At 67.5% G+C, this 17,134-nt stretch carries 16 protein-coding genes; 5 read left to right on the forward strand and 11 right to left on the reverse strand.

Features of this window, described 5'->3' with window-relative positions:
* Positions 1-22: 22 nt before the first annotated feature.
* Both HALDL1_09680 and HALDL1_09685 read right to left on the reverse strand, forming a co-directional pair.
* Positions 23-697 (reverse strand): ABC transporter, encoded by a 675-nt coding sequence (locus HALDL1_09680; protein AHG03841.1) that lies wholly within the window; start codon positions 695-697, stop codon positions 23-25.
* Positions 697-1,767: an ABC transporter gene (locus tag HALDL1_09685; protein ID AHG03842.1), complete on the reverse strand. Its 1,071-nt coding sequence runs from the start codon at positions 1,765-1,767 to the stop codon at positions 697-699. The genes HALDL1_09680 and HALDL1_09685 overlap by 1 nt, the downstream gene beginning before the upstream one ends.
* Here HALDL1_09685 and HALDL1_09690 point away from each other — a divergent pair.
* The gene (locus HALDL1_09690) at positions 1,742-1,954 is read left to right on the forward strand and encodes a hypothetical protein (GenBank protein ID AHG05271.1); all 213 of its coding nucleotides are present in this window, start codon (positions 1,742-1,744) and stop codon (positions 1,952-1,954) included. The two genes, HALDL1_09685 and HALDL1_09690, sit on opposite strands and share 26 nt — an antisense overlap.
* Here the strand turns inward: HALDL1_09690 and HALDL1_09695 are convergent.
* Positions 1,951-2,763 carry a hypothetical protein gene (locus HALDL1_09695; GenBank protein AHG05272.1) on the reverse strand — a complete coding sequence of 271 codons (813 nt, stop codon included), beginning with the start codon at positions 2,761-2,763 and terminating at the stop codon, positions 1,951-1,953. The genes HALDL1_09690 and HALDL1_09695 overlap by 4 nt on opposite strands.
* A 222-nt stretch (positions 2,764-2,985) precedes the next feature.
* Here HALDL1_09695 and HALDL1_09700 point away from each other — a divergent pair, with 222 nt between their 5' ends.
* Positions 2,986-3,420, forward strand: coding sequence for a GCN5 family acetyltransferase (locus HALDL1_09700; protein ID AHG03843.1), 435 nt, complete (start codon positions 2,986-2,988; stop codon positions 3,418-3,420).
* A gap of 99 nt (positions 3,421-3,519) precedes the next feature.
* Here HALDL1_09700 and HALDL1_09705 read toward each other — a convergent pair whose 3' ends face one another.
* A complete protein-coding gene (locus tag HALDL1_09705) occupies positions 3,520-4,044 on the reverse strand; it encodes a hypothetical protein (GenBank protein AHG05273.1) in 525 nt (174 codons plus the stop codon).
* Positions 4,045-4,107: 63 nt separating this feature from the next.
* A complete protein-coding gene (locus HALDL1_09710) occupies positions 4,108-6,936 on the reverse strand; it encodes a helicase (GenBank protein AHG03844.1) in 2,829 nt (942 codons plus the stop codon).
* Positions 6,937-7,029: 93 nt separating this feature from the next.
* Here HALDL1_09710 and HALDL1_09715 point away from each other — a divergent pair, with 93 nt between their 5' ends.
* Positions 7,030-7,773: a xylose isomerase gene (locus HALDL1_09715; protein ID AHG03845.1), complete on the forward strand. Its 744-nt coding sequence runs from the start codon at positions 7,030-7,032 to the stop codon at positions 7,771-7,773.
* 6 nt (positions 7,774-7,779) lie between these two features.
* Here HALDL1_09715 and HALDL1_09720 read toward each other — a convergent pair whose 3' ends face one another.
* From HALDL1_09720 to HALDL1_09730, 3 genes are all read right to left on the reverse strand, one after another.
* The gene (locus HALDL1_09720; GenBank protein ID AHG03846.1) at positions 7,780-8,514 is read right to left on the reverse strand and encodes a phosphoesterase; all 735 of its coding nucleotides are present in this window, start codon (positions 8,512-8,514) and stop codon (positions 7,780-7,782) included.
* A gap of 4 nt (positions 8,515-8,518) precedes the next feature.
* Positions 8,519-10,132: a hypothetical protein gene (locus tag HALDL1_09725; GenBank protein AHG03847.1), complete on the reverse strand. Its 1,614-nt coding sequence runs from the start codon at positions 10,130-10,132 to the stop codon at positions 8,519-8,521.
* Positions 10,133-10,208: 76 nt separating this feature from the next.
* Positions 10,209-11,477 (reverse strand): replication protein A, encoded by a 1,269-nt coding sequence (locus HALDL1_09730; GenBank protein ID AHG03848.1) that lies wholly within the window; start codon positions 11,475-11,477, stop codon positions 10,209-10,211.
* Between the two features lie 164 nt (positions 11,478-11,641).
* Here HALDL1_09730 and HALDL1_09735 point away from each other — a divergent pair, with 164 nt between their 5' ends.
* Positions 11,642-12,301: a 5-amino-6-(5-phosphoribosylamino)uracil reductase gene (locus HALDL1_09735; protein ID AHG03849.1), complete on the forward strand. Its 660-nt coding sequence runs from the start codon at positions 11,642-11,644 to the stop codon at positions 12,299-12,301.
* An 80-nt stretch (positions 12,302-12,381) separates the two neighbouring features.
* On the opposite strand, the gene HALDL1_09740 is transcribed toward HALDL1_09735, so the two are convergent.
* A complete protein-coding gene (locus tag HALDL1_09740) occupies positions 12,382-13,311 on the reverse strand; it encodes a glycosyl transferase (GenBank protein ID AHG03850.1) in 930 nt (309 codons plus the stop codon).
* A 479-nt stretch (positions 13,312-13,790) separates the two neighbouring features.
* On the opposite strand from HALDL1_09740, the gene HALDL1_09745 reads away from it, so the two are divergent.
* A complete protein-coding gene (locus HALDL1_09745) occupies positions 13,791-15,326 on the forward strand; it encodes a hypothetical protein (GenBank protein AHG05274.1) in 1,536 nt (511 codons plus the stop codon).
* Positions 15,327-15,410: 84 nt separating this feature from the next.
* On the opposite strand, the gene HALDL1_09750 is transcribed toward HALDL1_09745, so the two are convergent.
* Together HALDL1_09750 and HALDL1_09755 are read right to left on the reverse strand one after the other, a co-directional pair.
* On the reverse strand, positions 15,411-15,695 hold the full coding sequence (locus HALDL1_09750; GenBank protein ID AHG03851.1) for a hypothetical protein: 285 nt from the start codon (positions 15,693-15,695) through the stop codon (positions 15,411-15,413).
* Between the two features lie 65 nt (positions 15,696-15,760).
* A complete protein-coding gene (locus HALDL1_09755; GenBank protein ID AHG03852.1) occupies positions 15,761-17,080 on the reverse strand; it encodes a thioredoxin reductase in 1,320 nt (439 codons plus the stop codon).
* Positions 17,081-17,134 lie beyond the last annotated feature (54 nt).

Below are 17,134 nucleotides of genomic sequence, written 5' to 3' on the forward strand. Positions count from 1 at the left end.
GGTAGAGGATGGGTGGCCAGTGCTAAAAACCGTTGCCCCGCTGAGATTGTAGCTCTGCCAACAGTCCGTCGTACGCGCTGGCGGGGCCGGTCGTCAACTCCTCCCGAGTCCACTCTCTCCGGATTCGGCCGTCGACGAGCACCGTCAGCGTCTCGTACTCGTCGCGGAACGCCGCGAGGTTGTGCGTGCACGCGAGGACGCAGTGGTCGTCGGCGTACTCCGTGGCGACGGCGACGAGACGGCGACGAGTGGCTGGGTCGAGGTCCGCCAGCGGTTCGTCGAGGATGAGCGCGTCGGGGCGCTTCAGGAGCGCGAGCGCGAGGTCGAGTTTCTTCCGGAACCCGCCCGAGAGGTCGGTCGCCGCCCGGTCACGCTCCGGTCCGAGTCGCAGTCGCGTGACCAGCGTCTCCCGCCAGGACGCGCTCGCGCCGGTCAGCGACGCGAACACGTCGAGGTTCTCCCGGACCGTCAGTTCGGGGTAGACGTTGGGCACCTGGAAGGCGTAACCCAGCGAGTCGGGGGTCGAGACGCTGCCCGAGTCCGGGCGGGTGAGACCCGCGAACAGTCGCATCAGGGTCGTCTTCCCAGAGCCGTTTGGGCCAGCGACGCAGTGCAGTCCCTCCCCGAACGCGACGCTCACGCCGTCGAGGGCGGTCGTTCCGTCGTACGTCTTCCCGAGATTGTATGCTTCGAGCATCAGGCCCTCCGTTCGTACAGTTCAACCGCGCCAGCGAACGCCAGCGCCGCGACCACGACGGCGGCAGCGAGACCGAGCAGCCAGTCGGCGTACAGGCCGATGGGGTCGTCACGCAACACGAACCCCCTGGTCGAGATGGCCGCGTAGTGCGTCGGGACGTGGCGGACCAGCCACCGCCGCGCCGGCGAGAAGAACCCCACCGGGTACGCGAACCCCGAGAAGCCGAGCACGAACAGCAGGACGAGGAGGTTCACGATGCGCCCCCAGGCCCCGAAGCCGACGAGCAACATCACCGTCGCCGCTGTCAGCGCGAGCAACAGGAAGGTCAGCAGTGTGACGACGACGGTGCCGACGCCGAGGACCTGGACGCCGGCGCCCATGTAGATGCTCATCAGGTCGAACACCGCCAGCGGGACGATCAGCAGCGCGGCGAAGAACGCGAGTTTGCTCGCGACCACGGCGTGCAGCGACGTCTCCACGCGCAGGCGGTCGAGAACCGCGGCCTCGGAGTCGAACGTGTACGGGAAGTAGACCAGCGCCACGAGCGCGACGAGCGTGAGTACGAACGTCGGCACAAGGTACGACGACAGCGAGTACTCCGTCCCGACGACGTGTCTCGTCACCTCCACCTCCCGCGGGAGGGTCCCGTCGAGGCCGTAGGCGACGATGTTCTCGATGGCCTGGGCGGGGGTGAGGTACGGGACGACGCTCCCGTCGACGTACACCCCGAACTGCGCGGTGCCGAGCGACCCGTCCGTGAGGTTCGGCGGCACCGTAACGACGGCATACACCTGCTCGCGGGCGAGTGCGTGCATCGCCGACGACTGCGTCGTGAACGTTTGCGGGTCGCTGAAGACGGTCACCGCCGCCGTCGCGATGTTGAGGTCGTCCTCGGTCACTGCGGCGGTCTGGGGCGCGATAGCTATCGGCGTGTCCGTCGGGAGCACGTGCTGGAAGCCGAAGGTCGCGTACGCGAACACCGCAGGGAGCACCACGAGGATAGCGAACAGCGCGAGAATCTTGTGCCGCCCCCACGTCAGCTCCTTGCCGAGCAGGGACGAGAAATCCATCTATGCGTCCGAGGCGCTCCCGCTCGCCGTCGCGGAGGCGCCCGCGTTCATCGTGTACATCGTCTCGACGAGCTCCTGGAGGTTCTCGACGTTGTCGGTGAACGAGACTGTCGTGGTGTCGCCGTTCTGGGAGACGGAGAGCTTCTCCAGAGTGGACCGAATCTGCTCGTTGCCGACGCCCGACTAGATGGAGAGGGCCCCGTCGACGAGGTCCGCGGTCCGGGAGGCGTCCCCGCTGGACTCGCTGACCATGTTGACGTTCGCGGTGACGCTGTCACCGGACGTCGAGAACGACCCGGAGACGAACTGGACGGTGTTGAACGCGCTCGTGTCGAGCGGAGAGTTCGCCCCGAGCTGTTCGCTCGGAATCTGCTCCTGTGGGACGTTCATGGCGAAGCGGACGTAGCCGTCGTCCGTGTCCTTGTACTCCGAGCGCAGTTCGCCGCTGAGTGCGTCTGCGTCGCCGGACTCCACGTCGACGACGCTCTTCACTGCGGCCGTGTCGCCGAGTGCGAACGTGCCGTCACCGAGCGCCGCGACCGCGTTCTGGTTCTCGAAGCCGTACGTGTACACGGTCGTGTCGCCGTAGGACTCCTCGGCGAGTTCGGTGCCGGACTCCTCCATCGAGGAGATGATCTCGTCCTCGGAGAACTCCGTGGTGACGATCATGCCGGCCTGCTCGGCGTTCGTCGCCACGGTGTCGCCGGGCGACCCGAAGAACGTCACGTCGTTGAACTTCTGGGGGTCGAGTCCGGACTCCTCCTCAAGCGTGTCCAGCATCTCGGAGACGCTCTCCGGTCCCTCGTAGTACTGGGACGTCTGGGCCTGGGTCTCGAGGGCCGTGTTGGCGAGCGTCCGCAGCGAGTCGTCGCCGACCATTCCGCTGGCGTCGACGTAGCCGACGAACTCGGCGTTCGCGGGCACGCTGTCGAGCTGTGCGCCGCTACCGCCACTCTCGCCGCCGGAGCCGAGGATGCCTGTACAACCTGCCGTCACAAGCATCGCAGCCAGCGCGACTGCGAGCAACGCCTTCCGTCCGCGCAGGCGGGGACTACCTGTCATAGCCGCTACTTTGCAACACCGCTATGAATAGCTTGTGACGTACAGCAGCGATTGCGACTGACCAGGTAGGGTTTCCCTACCTCGATTTTGGGATGGCTGGTACCACCCCACACACCACCGTAATCGACTTCCACAGCACCCACCATCTATCACCCGATGCCGACCGTCCGCGACCTCACACCCGACGACGCCCCGGCGCTGACTGCGCTCTACGAGGAGTACGAGTGGTGGGCGGACAGGACCGTACCGACCGTCCGTGAGGCGCTCACGGAGACCGAGGTAGCCGTCGGGATCGAAGCCGACGGTGAACTGGTCGCCGCCGCCCGCGTCCTCACCGACTACCAGTACTACGCGAACCTCTACGATCTCATCGTCGCCGCGGACCACCGCGACGACGGCCACGGCGAGACGCTGATGGAGGCAGTCGTGAACCACCCCGACCTCCAGTCCGCTCCGGGCGTCTCTCTGCTCTGCCGGGACGGCCTCGTCCCGTTCTACGAGTCCGTCGGCTTCGAGGTGTTCGGCCCGGAGTTCGAGGTGCCGGAGGGCGGTACCGAGGAACTCGTGCGGATGACCTACGCGTTCGACTGACGTCGCCGTGATGTCGGGCACTCGAGTCGCCCGCAGTCACTCTGGCCGGACGCTCCGCTCGGGGTCGAAAGGGAGACCGAGTGTGTCGAAGACGCTCCGTCAGCGACCGACGTCGGTGTCGTCCAGCAGGAACGGGGCGTAGCCGGCGTCGAGGGAGAGTCGTACTGCTGGCAATCGGTCGGATTCTACGCCGACGCGGACGCTGTGGTAGCCGGCGTCGAGCAGGCGCCGGGTCGCCGCCGCAGCGAGCGCCCGTCCGAGTCCCTCCCTGCGGTGTGCCGGATCGACGACGAGATAAGCTAGTTCGCCGCCGAACGGGAAGTAGTGGTCGCCGGCGTCCGGATTGTGGATGCCGGAACACGTGCCGACGACGGCGTTCGTCGCGCGCTCGACCGCCACGAAGCAGCCGTTGGGCAGCACGCGGTCGCGGAAGGCGTCGAAGGTCTCGTCGTCGACCGCCCACCCGCCCGCCTCGACGAGGTCGAGGACCGCCGCCCTGTCGCGGCCCGCCAACCGGCTCTTCCGGAGCGCGAACTCGTCGGGAACCTCCGGGTCTGGCGGCCGCAGTCCGTCGGGCCAACAGAGGTAGAGTGTCCCCTCGCCTTCCGGCGCGTCCTCGGTCATACGCCCTGTTCGTCGCCGAGCGTGGAACGCGTTGCGGTCACGGACGCGGTTGCGGTGGGCACTCTACCAGAACGCCTTCGTGCGGGCGTACTCCCGCTCGCGTTCGAGGATGTCGCGGTAGAAGTCGGCCTCGTCCTCCCGGTGGCGGTTGATGACGCGGGCGGCGTTCTGCGGGCCGACGCCGCGGGCGGAGAGCGCGATTATCGCTTGCTTGCCGTGGCTCTGGACGATGCTCGCGTTCCGGTAGGCCCGCTCGGTCTGCTTCTCCTGTTCCTCGTCCTTCTCGTCCGCCCGGACCGCGGTGACCACCTCGTCGGCCCACGGCGACAGCGCGGCGATGCGCGTCGACCCACAGCGCGGGCATTCTGGCTGGTCGCTCACGCGGCTCACCGTCGTCTCGCGCTCCCAGTCCTTGCAGTGCGTGCAGAAGAGGTTCACGCGGTCGTCCTGGATGCGGTCCCGGATGGCCTGCACGACACTCGCGTCGGCGTTCTGCGGGGTGAGTAGCTCCTGACCGGACGACCGCCCGCCGGTGCCGATGGCGGTGCGCTCGCCGACGATTTCCACGTCGAGTTCGTCGGACTGGATGGCCTCGAGTACGGCGCTCGCGCGTTCGACGTCGAGGTCCGTGTGGAATACCTCGCGGATGGCCTCGTCGTACACCGGCGTGTCCTCGAGCGCGCCGAGGAGGCGGGAGAGGCCGACGCCATCCCGACCTTTCCATCGCTTGAGCGCCCCGAACTTCGCGGCGACCTGCGCGAGCGTGAACTTCAGCGTGTCCGAGCGCTTCAGGCTGAGTTCCAGCAGCGGTTCGACGTGGTCGGGGTCCGTCTCGCGGAGCAGGTCGACCACCTCGTTGGCGCTCACGCGCGCCGGAACCTCCAGTTCGATGCGGTAGGGTCCGACGTCCATCCCCACCGAGGAGCCGGTCTGCTGGCCGAGCAGTGACGAGAGCAGGCGCCCGAGCGTCTCGTTGGTCTCGTGGCCGAAGCAGGCGTTCACGCCGATGGTTTGTCCCATCTGCTCGACGACGAGTCGGTCGTCGGTCGGCACCGGCGTGTCGGCCTCGACTTGCCGGCTGACCTGGTCGAGCGCCTGCTCGGTGGTGTACTGGTCGGTCGGGTAGCGAGTCGTGAACTCGCGGGCCACGCCCTCGCGGGTCCCGCCCGCGGCGAGCTGGTCGCCGGCCACCTCGCGCATCTCGCCGACCTCCTGGGCCACGTCGTAGGGGACTGGAATCTCCTGGCCTGTCCACGACGGCACCTCGCCCGCCGGGTCTTCGATGGGCGAGACGTTGACCTCCTCTTCCTCCTCGTCGATGTTCGTGATGCGCCACATCTCCCCGCGCTGGACGAACGTCGCGCCGGGTTCGACGAAGTTCACGACGAAGCGCTCGTCGAGTGTCCCGACCTGCCGGCCCGCGGCCATGTCGTAGACGTCGTACGTCTCCTCGTCCGGAATCATCGAGAGGTTCGCGTAGTAGTACTGCCACGTGCCGCCAGATTTGGAGATGGTGTCCTCCTCCTCGTCGACGTAGACGACGCGGTTCGAGTGGAGTTCCAGGGCCACCTCGCGGAACGTCGACTCCTTGAGGTCGTGGAACGGGTACGCCCGGGTGAGTATCTGGTAGGCGTGGCGGGCGCTCGTCTCACCGAAGTCCATTGCGATGCCGACGATCTGGTTCGCCACGGTGTCGAGGCTACCGTGGTGTATCTGGGTCGTCTCAACGTCCCCGGCGGCCGCCCGCCGGGCGATAGCGAGCGCCTCGAACGTGTCGTCCGGGTGGCCAGTGATGACAGTGCCCTCGCTGACCTCGTCGCGGCGGTGGCCCGCGCGGCCGACGCGCTGGAGCAGGCGGGCAACCTCCCGGGGCGACGCGTACTGCACGACGTGGTCGATGCGCCCGACGTCGATGCCGAGTTCCATCGAGGACGTGCAGAGCAGGCCGTCGAGTTCCCCGGCCTTGAACTGGTCCTCGACCTCGATGCGGGCGTCCTTCGACAGCGACCCATGGTGGACGCCGATGTTCGCGTCGAGTTCCTTGAACCGCGAGCCCAGCGCCTCGGCCGTCTGGCGCGTGTTCACGAAGACGAGCACCGAGTCGTGGGCCTCGACGATGCGCCGAATCTCCCGGACGTGGCTCGCCATCTCGGGGCTGGTCATCAGTTCGTTCCCCATCCGCTCGTCCGCCCGCGTCACCTCTGGTTCCCTGACCGTGAAGTCGACCTTCGAGGCCACGTCCACCTCGATGATTTCGCAGCCCCGTCCCCCCGTGAGGAACGCGCCGACCTCCTTCGGGTCGCCGACGGTGGCAGAGAGGCCGATTCGCTGGAAGTTCCCCGCCAGCTCGACGAGTCGCTCTAGGCCGATGGAGAGCTGTGTCCCCCGCTTCGCGCCCGCGAGTTCGTGGACCTCGTCGACGACGACGTGGCGCACGTCGGCGAGCCCGTTCCGCAGTTTCTCTCCGCTGAGCATCGCCTGCAGCGTCTCCGGTGTCGTCACGAGCACGTCCGGCGGGTCGTTCGCCTGCTTCGTGCGCTGGTACTGCGTCGTGTCGCCGTGGCGCACGTCGACGTCGATGCCCAGCGTCTCCCCCCACCAGTCGAGGCGCTCGCGCATGTCGCGGTTGAGCGCCCGCAGCGGCGTGATGTACAGCGCAGCAAACCCCTCCGGCGCCCCCTGCTCGGCGATGCTGTTCAACACCGGGAGCATCGCCGTCTCCGTCTTCCCGGTGCCAGTCGGCGCGACGACGAGGCCGTTTCGCCCGTCCGCGAGCGCCGGAATCGCGCGGCGCTGTGGCTCCGTGGGCGTGGAGAATCCGCGCTCGGAGAGCGCCTCGCGGACCTCGGGGCCGAGGTGCGAGAACGCGTCCATCCCCCGCGTCTCAGTCACTGTCCGTCGTAGGGGTGTGACGGCCAAAAGCACGTCGCCGGTGAAGAAACGTTCACAGAACCGCTTTCAGGGAGCGCCACGCCACTCCCACCGATGAAGGTCGGAACCACCGTCGGACCGCACATCGACGTCGTCGAAGGTGACACCGACTCCTTCGACTTCGTGGAACCCGCGCTCAATCCCCGGGACAATCCGGTCGACGACATCGACGCCGAGCACTGGCGCGACGAACTCGACGCCGCTGGCCTGGACTGCACGGTCCACCTCCCGCACTTTCCCCACCTCGCGACGACAGTCCAGGAAGTGGACGAGGGCATCCGACAGTACCAGGAGCGCGCACTGGACGTGGGGGCGACCCTGGGCGCCACGAAGGCTGTCGTCCACGGGAAGACCCGCCTGAACGACGAGGGGGACAGAGCGGCGTTCGTCGAACAGGCGAGTTGGCTGGCCGAGGCCGCCGCCGAACGAGGTGTCGAACTCACAGTCGAGAACATGGGGTACTCGGGCGGCTTCACGCTCGACGAACTCCCGGCGGTCGTCGAGGAGGCGGGCGCGAGCGTCTGCTTCGACGTCGGCCACGCGTTCCGCGAGGGCGGACAGGACGCTGTCGAATCGTTCCTCGCCGACCACGGCGACATGGTCAGCCACCTGCACGTCCACGACGCTCGCTCCAGGGGAGACGACCACATCCCGGTCGGCACCGGCGAAGTCGACTTCGTCCCCGTGATGGAGTGGGCAGGGGGCCGCGACGTGACCGTGGCGGTCGAACTGCTCGTCGACGAGTTCGCTTTCAACCGCGACAGCGTCCGGCGACTCCGGGAGATGGCGTCCGACTGACGGCCGCTACACGTGGTCGTAGCGGCCGAGTCGCGTCCCGTCGAGCAGGTAGAGCTGGGCGTTCGGACAGCCCTCGGGGAGGAACGGCGCGAGGAAGCCCTGGCCCTCCACGTTCACCCAGGTCCCGCCGGAGAGGTCGTTGAACGCCGGGAACACCGAGAGGTCGCCGTTCACGTCGATGGCCTCGCCGTGGTGTTCCTCGAACGGCGCGGCGACCAGTGGGCCGCGGAGCCACGCCCGCTCGACGCGCGTGCCGCCGACGTCGTCCTCCAGGCGGACCGCCGGGTGTTCGTGTCCGACGCAGACCGCCTCCGCTTCGAGCACCTCTGGGCTCGGCCAGGTGTGGCCGTGTGCGAAGCCGATGTCCCCGATGCACGCGCCCTCCGGCGGCGTCACCTCGATGTCGAACTCGTCGCCGATGCCGCCGTCGTGGTTGCCGACGACGAGCGTCACTGGCACGGTCAGGGCGTCGAACAGCTCCGCGAGTTCCTCGCGCTCGTCGCCGACCGGCGTCGCGATGTCGTGGCCCAGGTCGCCGAGAACGATCACCCGGTCGGCACGGGTCTCCTCGACGAGTCGCAGCAGGCGCTCGCGGCGCTGGGTGCTACGGCTCCGCACTTCGAGTCCCTCGCGGCGCAGCGACCTCTCGATGCCCGCGTGGTAGTCTGCGACCACGAGCGCTCTACTACCGACGTCCGCGATGGCGGCGGGTGCGCCCGGCACTGGCTCGACGAGCGCCATCCGCTCAGATGGCCTTCAAGTGGTCGTCGCCGGACTCGTAGCAGCGTCCGCTCATCAGCGCGGACTGGATGGCGTCCTCGACCTCACCCTCGTCGACGTCGTGTTCGTCGACGGCCGTGGCGACGATTGACTCGCGGCTCGCGCCGTCGCCGTCGTCGAGTTCGCCCATCAGGTCGACGACGTAGTCCTCGAGATCGAGTTCCATCGATCCCGCCTCGTCGTCCTCCCTGTCGGAGGACGACTCGTCGTAGGCGTCCTCGGTAAAGTCGTCGAGGTCGTCGGCGTCGTCCTCCTGGGACTCGTCGAACGCCTCGTCGGTCTCGTCGAAGTCACCAAGGTCGTCCGCTTCGTCGTCTCCACCGTTCGTCTCTGCCGTCTCGGCGGTCTCCCCGGTCTCCGCGTCCGGCTCGGGCTCGTCGAGGTCGGTCTCGCCGGACTCCGGAATCTCGTCGCCCGAGCTGAAGCCGACGTCGTAGTTCTCCTCTACCTCCTGGCGCTCGTCCTCGGAGAGTTCGTACATCTCGCCGTCGCTGGACGCCGCGTCCTCCGTGGCAGGTTCGGCGTCGCCACTGGTTTCGTCCGCGTCCGCAGTCGTCGTTTCGGTGGTGTCGGTCTCTGCGTCCGCCGTCGCCGTCTCCGCGGTCGCTGTCTCGTCCGGTTCCTTAGAGGTGGACGCCGGTTCGGCGTCCGCCGGCTCCCCGTCCTCGGCCGCCGGTTCGGACGCCTCGACCTCGGCGGCTTCGGACGCGTCTTCGGTGGTCTCGGCAGTCTCGGATTCGGCCTCTGTGGACTCCGTCGCCCTGGTCTCGACCGCTTCCGCCTCGGTGGTCGCGGGCTCCGCTTCGGCAGTTTCCGGCTCGGGTTCAGCTTCGGGCTGCTCGACGTCGACGTCGCCGAGGTCCGCGGCGAAGTCGAGCGGGACCTCGCCGCCCTGGTCGGGGGAGAGTTCCAGTTCGCCGGCGGACTCCACGTCGCCGGAGACGACGCGGGCAGCGTCGAGGGCGAGTTCCCGGACCGCCGCGAGGTAGGCTGGTGACGTACCGTAGTGGTCGAGCGCGAGCGGGATGCCCGCGGCGAGTCCGTAGTCCACCCCCGCAGATTCGAGGACCTGGCGGAGCTGGTCGTCGCGTTCGACGCGCTGGTAGGCCGCGGCCATCGTGGCCACGCGGTCGACGGTCTGCTCGGCGGTGGTGACCACCCAGCGGTCGCGGGTGTCGGCGTCCACCTCGCTAACCGTCTCAGGCCGGATGGACGTGTAGACGACGTCGGAGTCGTCCGGCGAGAACGTACGGGCCTTCCCGGTCACTGCGACGAACGACGGCGTCTCGGCTGATTCGAGGGCGGCGAGTGCTTCAGGCTGGTACTGGCCGGCGTAGACGACGAACGCGCCCGTCGGGTCGACGACCCGGGCGCGAACGACGTCCTCGTTGACCTGCTCGATCTCCGTGAGCACACCGACGACGAACACGCGGTTGACCCGCGCTCCCGTCGGCGTTACGACGTAGTTCGGCGCGCGCTCCTCGTCGCTCTCGGCGTAGCTGTAGTCTGCGTCGTCGAACTCCGCCGCGAACAGCCGGTAGGCGACTTCGCGTCGGTTTATCTCCTCGGACTCGCTCACGCGAACCACCCCGTGGTGGTGAGGGTGAGGTCGTCACGCGCAGTCTCACCGCAGGTGAGGAAGCGTGGGACGGAACTCATGCTTCCACCTCCGAGAGGAAGCTACGGGCGCGCTCCGCTGGGTCGTCGTCGCTCTCGTCGAACTCGACGGTCTCGAGGTTCGCGCCGTACTCGTCGACCGAGAGGTGGCCGCGCACGCGGTACTCCGCGCCGACGAGTTTCTCCGCGATGGTGTCCGCGACGACCTCCTGGTCCATCGCGTCGCGGGCCTGCTGGCGTGCGTCCTCGATGCCGCCGCCGTACACCCTCTCGGTGAGGTCGCGGTCCAGGACGACCGTGACGGTCTCCGTGCCGTCGTCGAGGATGGCCTTCACGCGCAGGTCGTCCTCGCCCTCGACGTCGCCGTGCTGGCGGCACTGTCCCTTCTGGACCACGCGACCGCACTCCGGACAGCGCTGGATGAGCCCGGAGCCGTCCCGCACCTCGATGACGTTGCCGACGAGTTCCACGTCGTAGGCGCCGCCGCGTTCGACGGCTTCACGGATGGTGAGGCGGGTCGGACCGCCGATTTCGACCTCACGGTCGAGGGTCGAGACTGTCGAGAACTCCGAGACGTTCACGGACGGGACGCCCCGGAACTCCCGGACGTAGACGTCCTCGAGGCGTACGGAGGCGCCCTCGGTGAGTTCGTCGTGGGGGTTCCAGTCGGTGAACGGGAGGCGGGCGGACTCGTCGCCGAGCACGCCGCTCAGAATCTCCGTCTCGCCGTCGCGGCCGTCGATGGTCCGCGTCTCGACCTCTGTGACGCGCACCTCGACGTTTCGGCCGCGGTCGCCGGGCTGGAGGTCGGCGAGGTCGCGGTCGCCGCCCACGTCGTCGGGGACGTCGATGTCGTCGGCCTTGCTGACCGAGGCGGACTCGCCGAAGTTCAACTCGGCGTTGCCCTCCCACTCGCGGACGCTCGCGTTCCCGATGGTGACCGTGTCGCCGGGTTCGAGGCCGAAGTCCTCCCACGCGGTGTAGGATAGCGTTCCGGTCTCGTCGGCGAGTTCGCCCTCCCGGATGACGTGGTCGTCGCCCTGGTAGCGGATGGAGCGCTGCCCGGCCGTGAGGACTTTCACCGTGACGGTGACGTTGCCGCTGTCAGGTCCGATGTCGGCAATGTTCGCGGCGGTCGGACCGCCCGACTGGCCTTCGCCCTCGTCGCCGAACTTCCGGCGCAGGCTCCGCTTGGCCTCCTCTACCGGGACGCTGTACTCCACGAGGTTCTGCAGGTTCTCTTTGACCTCCGCTTTGTCTACACCGAGGTCGGAGGCGAGCTCCTCGGCGTGATCGTCGATGTTCATGCGTCTTGAAGTGGGGCAGCCCGGGATAAAAGAGTTCCCGCGAGCGGGCGCGCGGCCGACAGTGTGGAGGGTGGAGGGCGCGGACGGACGAGCGGGGGGCGATGCAACCCGCAAGCGCGCGGTGGAGCGAAACCGGTTTCCCGTCCCCGCCGCCTACCCCGGGTATGCACGTCGTCGTGAACGCCGCGATGAGCGCGGACGGGAAACTCTCCACGCGCCGCCGCGAGCAGGTCGCCATCAGCGGGCCCGAGGACTTCGACCGCGTGGACGCCCTCCGCGCCGACGTCGACGCCGTGATGGTCGGCGTGGGCACCGTTCTCGCGGACAACCCCTCGCTCACCCTCGACGACGCTGACCGCATCCGCGAGCGCGAGGAACGCGGGGACTCCCCGCACCCGGCCCGGGTCGTAGCGGACTCGCACGCACGCACGCCCCCCGACGCGAAGATTCTCGACGGCACCGCGGAGACGTTCGTCCTCGTCGCCGAGGAGGAGCCCCGGGGCCACCGCAAGTCCCTCGAAGAGGCCGGCGCGACGGTGGTCGTCGCGGGCGAGAACCGCGTCTGGCTCCCGGACGCACTCCCGCAACTGGAGAGCCACGGCGTCGAGCGCCTGATGGTCGAGGGCGGCGGCGAACTCATCTTCTCGCTGTTCGAGGCCGGCCTCGTCGACGAACTGTCAGTGTACGTCGCACCGAAGATAATCGGCGGCCGTGACGCCCCGACGCTCGCCGACGGCGAAGGGTTCGTCGACGACTTCCCGGAGCTAGCGCTGACGGGCGTCGAGCGCCTCGACGACGGCGTACTGCTCCGGTACGACTGCTAGGGAGCGCGGCGGCGAGTCGACGGACGCTGTCGCAGTCCGGTGAACCAGCCTGCGCAGAGACGCGGCCGAACTGCGCAAAGTCAGACCACCTGTCGGTAGACCGCCTCGATCCGGTCGAGTTGATTCGCTAGCTGGAGGTCCGCAACTGCCTCTCGGCCGTTGGAGCGTTCCCCGGAACGGAGCACCGCGACGAGCGCGTCCACGAGCACCTCGTCGTCGTTGCTGGCCGTCGAGTGCGTGACTCCTTCGACCCGCTGGGCGGTATCCCCGACGTCGGTCGTGACTACCGGGAGATTGCAGGCGAGCGCTTCCTTCACCGTGTTCGGCGACCCCTCCCGCGTGGAGGTGAGGAGCATCGCGTTGGCGGCGTTCATGTACCACGGGACGCGTTCGTGCGGTACTCCTGACATGGTCTGCAGTTCTACCGGGTCATCGAGTCGAGTCCTCGCCTCTTCCACAATGCGTTCCGCTCGCGAGAAGTTCTTCTCCTCCCGTGCAGGGCCATAGGGGAACAGTACCTGGTGGGCCTCGGAGTCCCAGCCGACCTCCGTGCGCGCAGTCGACTGTGGCAGTGGCCGGAACGTCTGGAACTCGACACCGTGTGGAATCACGTGACAGTCGCCGCCGACGATGTCCGCCATCTCCCGGGACATCACGACGACGGCGTCCGCGAACCGGGCACAGGCACGGCTGAGAAGCGAGATGTCCCCCGTCACGTCGCTCCCCCACAGGGTGAGTACGACCGGGTGGAACGGCTGGAGAACCGCCGGCGGGCCGGTTAGCCCGTAGTTGGCGTGGACGACGTCGTACGCTCCGGCCGCGGCGACGACCGCTCGTGGATAGTACCAGAGGTACGACGAAACGGGTCTACTCCCGGTGCGTTCCCCGTCGGTTCCGATGTTCCCGGGCACGGGGAGCGTATCGACGGTGTGGCCGCGGTTCCGGAGGCCCGCGACCTGCTGGCGGTAGAAGTTGGCGGTGTCGTTGGTGACGAGGCTGAGTACGCGCACTGCTTATCAGCTGTGGAACGGCCGGGAGCGTTCGAGAGCCCAGTTTCCACGTCCAGCGATGCCGAGTGACTGTCCGCCGGGGAGAACCGATACACTGTGGTTCTGAACACTGTCTGTCGCCCACTCACGACTGGCTGGTTCTCGCCGGTCAGACCCGTTCCGTGACATGAATCAGAGTGTTGTGTCCACCGTTGATTGGTACACCCCCCTTACTGAGTGTGGTGGCAATGGTTCCCCCACTCTCTCCGACAAAAGTACGACCGTCGTGGCTTCAGACGAACACACTCACTCGTTAGCGAGACCCTCCAATATCTGTCCGCTTCGTCGTTCTCGACCAGTTCGGGCTCGAATCTACGAACGGGACGGCTACCGCGTGAACGGGCGTTATAACAACGGATACGAGTAGCGAACACGTTCTCATCGATGGCTTCCAGACTCGAACGGTCGGTCCACCAGTCCACGACGGGGGCCGGTGATAGATGACCCGCGTCGTCTCGATCGGACTCGACGGTGCAGCGTGGCACAAACTCGACCGACTCATCGACGAGGGCCGCCTGCCCAACCTCGCGGAACTCACGAACGAGGGGGTCCGCGCCCCGCTACGGTCGGTCACACCGCCCGTGACGTGCCCGGCGTGGCGCTGCTCGACGTCGGGCAAGAACCCGGGGAAACTCGGTGTCTTCTGGTGGCTGAACGTCGACCGGGAGCGCGGAGAGATCACCTCGCCCGACGCAAATTCGTTCGAGACGGCCGACGTCTGGGACTACCTCGGTGAGGACGGCCATCGCTCTGCCGTCCTCAACGTCCCGATGACGTACCCCCCGAAGGCGATAGAAGGGACGATGGTTTCGGGGTTCGGCGCAGCGTTCGACCCAGGCGGGGACTCTGAGCAGTCGATCACCCATCCGCCGGAGTTCGAGCGCGAACTCACCGAGCGGTACGACTGGCAGACCACGATAGACGACGTCACGACACCAGACGGACTGGAGACGGCCTACGACGTTATCGACTCCCGCTTCGACCTGCTGTCGGACATCCTCGAAGACGACTACGACTACGTCCACCTCACCCTATTCTACATCAACGCCCTCGAGCACAAGTACGGGGACGGTGAGGAGACGAGTCGTGCCTGGGAGCTGATCGACGAGCGCCTCGGCCAGATAGACACCGAGGACACGTTACTCCTGCTCTACTCGGACCACGGCCACGGCCACATCGAGCACACGTTCGTCGTCAATCGGTGGCTCCTCGACAACGACTATCTCTCGCTCTCCTCGGACTCCTCGTCCGGGCCGGGGCTCTCACAGAAGCTGTACAGTACGCTCGAATCCCTCGAAGTGTCGCCGAAGAAGATGGCAGCGTACGGCCGGCGGTTCCTCCCAGAACCCGTGTACGACCGAATGATGCCGTCGAAGTTCCCGATATCGAGCGCGGAGCTGGCCGAGGAGGTCGACTGGGAACAGACCGACGCCCTCGCGTTCAGTCAGGGGCCGCTCTACCTCAACCGCGATCGGCTGGGCGACGACTATTCGAGCGTACGAGAAGAGCTCCGCCAGCAGCTGGCGGACCTGACTCACGAGGGCGAACAGGTGCTCTCGGACGTGCAACCCGCTGAAGACGTCTACGAGGGCCCGTTCGTCCCTGACGCACCGGACCTCCTGCTGTCCAGTCATGACGGGTGGGAGATCTACGGCGGCATCGTCCCCTCGACGTTCGAGTCCCAGGTCATGTCCTGGACGTCCGGGAACCACCCGGTCGGAATGCTGCTGGCGGCCGGCCCGGACATCGAGGCCCAGAGCCTCTCCGAGCGGTCGATTCTCGACGTGGCCCCGACGGTCCTCCACGCCCTCGACTCGGCGGTTCCGAGCGACGTGGACGGAACGGTGATAGACGAGATCGCCGGCACAGAGTCCCCCGTTTCAACTCGCGACCCGATCGACGGGTCGCGGACGGTCGAAGAGTCACGGAACGGTGACCTCGAAGAACACCTCCAGGATATCGGCTATCTGGAGTAGCAGCCGGCCTGAAGAACCTGCGTCCAAAATCTGGTCATCGGGCTACCTGCTGTCACGCCCTCGAGCGCAGCCGTCGGGAATCGCTTAGTGCTGGTGGCCGGTCGCCTCGCCGTACGTCATCCCGAAGCGCTCCTCGAACTGGTCGAGAGTCGCCTCCTCGATGGCCTGGAGTTCCTCGCTCGGGTTGTCCTCGTTGTGGTGGACGACCATGTGCGCGCGCTGGGCGAACGCCATCAGCGAGATGTCGCCGACGACCTGCGCCTGGGAGTCGTCGTCTTCCTCGCTGAACAGTTCGACGAGTTCGGCGGGAAGCGTGAGTTCGTCTGTGTTGCCGTCCGCGTCCTCGATGGTGAACGTGGTCTCGTTCATACTCGCACCGAGGCGACGGCGCCTAAAAGGGATGTGGGTACGCAGTTCTCGGCCGGGACCCGGCGTCAGTCGTCGGCGGGCGCCGCTTCGCTGCCTTCGCCGGTCGCCGCCGCAGCCTCGCTCTCGAGGTAGTCGTCGGCGTCGATGGCAGCCTTGCAGCCCATGCCGGCCGCGGTGACCGCCTGCTGGTAGTGGGCGTCGACGACGTCGCCCGCGCCGAAGATGCCCTCGACGTCGGTGTGGGTCTGCTCACCGCCCTCGCCACCCTTCGTCAGAATGTACCCCTCCTCGTCGAGTTCGACGCCCGTGTCCTGGAGGTACTCCGTGTTCGGCGTGTGGCCGATGGCGACGAAGAACGCCCCGACCGGCAGCGAGAACTCCTCGGTCTGCTCCGCGTCGAGTTTCTCCGTCGGGTGGCCCTCGGGGTGCTCGGCCAGCGTGACGCTCTCGACGCCGCCTTCCTTCGAGCCCTCGACCTCGAGAGCCTCCGTGTTCCACAGCACCTCGATGTCGCCGGCGTCGACGTGCTTCTGGACGCGGTCCTCCCAGTAGTCCTCCGCGCGGAGGTCCTCGCGGCGGTGGACGAGGTAGACGGTGTCCGCAAACTTCGTGAGGAACGTGGCCTCCTCGGCGGCCGCGTCGCCGCCGCCGACGACGACCATGTCCTCGCCCTTGAAGAACGCGCCGTCGCAGGTCGCACAGGTCGAGACGCCGAAGCCCATCAGTTCGTCCTCGCCCGGGATACCGAGAGTGCGCGCGCTGGCGCCGGAGCCCGCGATGACGGCGTCCGCCGTGTAGACGGTGCCGTCGGTCAGTTCGACGCGGAACGGGCGCACCGAGTCGTCGACAGACGCCACCATGCCGTGTTCGATGTCGGCGCCGAAGCGCTCGGCCTGCTCTTTCATGTTGTTGATGAGGTCCGGCCCAGAGATGCCCTCCGGGAAGCCGGGGTAGTTGTCCACCTCGGTGGTGAGCGTGAGCTGTCCACCGGGTTCGTCGCCCTCGAACAGCAGCGGGTCGTTGTTCGAGCGGCCCGCGTAGATGGCCGCGGTCAGCGCCGCGATGCCGGTTCCGGTGATGATGAGTTTGCGGTGCGCCTCGACGTCCGGTCCGTCGTCGGCGATGCCGAGCAGTTCGTCGAGTTCGCCGGTCTGGTCGAGTTCGCTGGTGTCGTCCCAGCCGCCGATCAGTTCGTCGTCGACGAACACCTCGGGTGCGGTCTCCCTGCCGTTCGCGCGCTCCTTCATCTCCGCGAACAGGTCGTCGTCGCCGGTCACGTTGTACGTCACGTAGTCGACGCCCTTCGCGTCGAAGAGCTCCTTCGCCTTCTCGCAGTACGGGCAGTCGTTTTTCGTGTAGATCTCCACTCGGGGCTCGTCGCTCATACCTCTACTTCGACGACCACGGGGTTTGTAGATTGTGTTGACCGAACTGGGTGC

It is taken from the genome of Halobacterium sp. DL1 (assembly GCA_000230955.3).
Lineage (GTDB): Archaea > Halobacteriota > Halobacteria > Halobacteriales > Halobacteriaceae > Halobacterium.

Bases quoted from the DNA above. Each gene is read 5' to 3' on its own strand.
- HALDL1_09680 (AHG03841.1), bottom strand. From the start codon at position 697: ATGCTCGAAGCATACAATCTCGGGAAGACGTACGACGGAACGACCGCC.
- HALDL1_09685 (AHG03842.1), bottom strand. From the start codon at position 1,767: ATGGATTTCTCGTCCCTGCTCGGCAAGGAGCTGACGTGGGGGCGGCAC.
- HALDL1_09700 (AHG03843.1), top strand. From the start codon at position 2,986: ATGCCGACCGTCCGCGACCTCACACCCGACGACGCCCCGGCGCTGACT.
- HALDL1_09705 (AHG05273.1), bottom strand. From the start codon at position 4,044: ATGACCGAGGACGCGCCGGAAGGCGAGGGGACACTCTACCTCTGTTGG.
- HALDL1_09715 (AHG03845.1), top strand. From the start codon at position 7,030: ATGAAGGTCGGAACCACCGTCGGACCGCACATCGACGTCGTCGAAGGT.
- HALDL1_09720 (AHG03846.1), bottom strand. From the start codon at position 8,514: ATGGCGCTCGTCGAGCCAGTGCCGGGCGCACCCGCCGCCATCGCGGAC.
- HALDL1_09730 (AHG03848.1), bottom strand. From the start codon at position 11,477: ATGAACATCGACGATCACGCCGAGGAGCTCGCCTCCGACCTCGGTGTA.
- HALDL1_09735 (AHG03849.1), top strand. From the start codon at position 11,642: ATGCACGTCGTCGTGAACGCCGCGATGAGCGCGGACGGGAAACTCTCC.
- HALDL1_09745 (AHG05274.1), top strand. From the start codon at position 13,791: ATGACCCGCGTCGTCTCGATCGGACTCGACGGTGCAGCGTGGCACAAA.
- HALDL1_09750 (AHG03851.1), bottom strand. From the start codon at position 15,695: ATGAACGAGACCACGTTCACCATCGAGGACGCGGACGGCAACACAGAC.
- HALDL1_09755 (AHG03852.1), bottom strand. From the start codon at position 17,080: ATGAGCGACGAGCCCCGAGTGGAGATCTACACGAAAAACGACTGCCCG.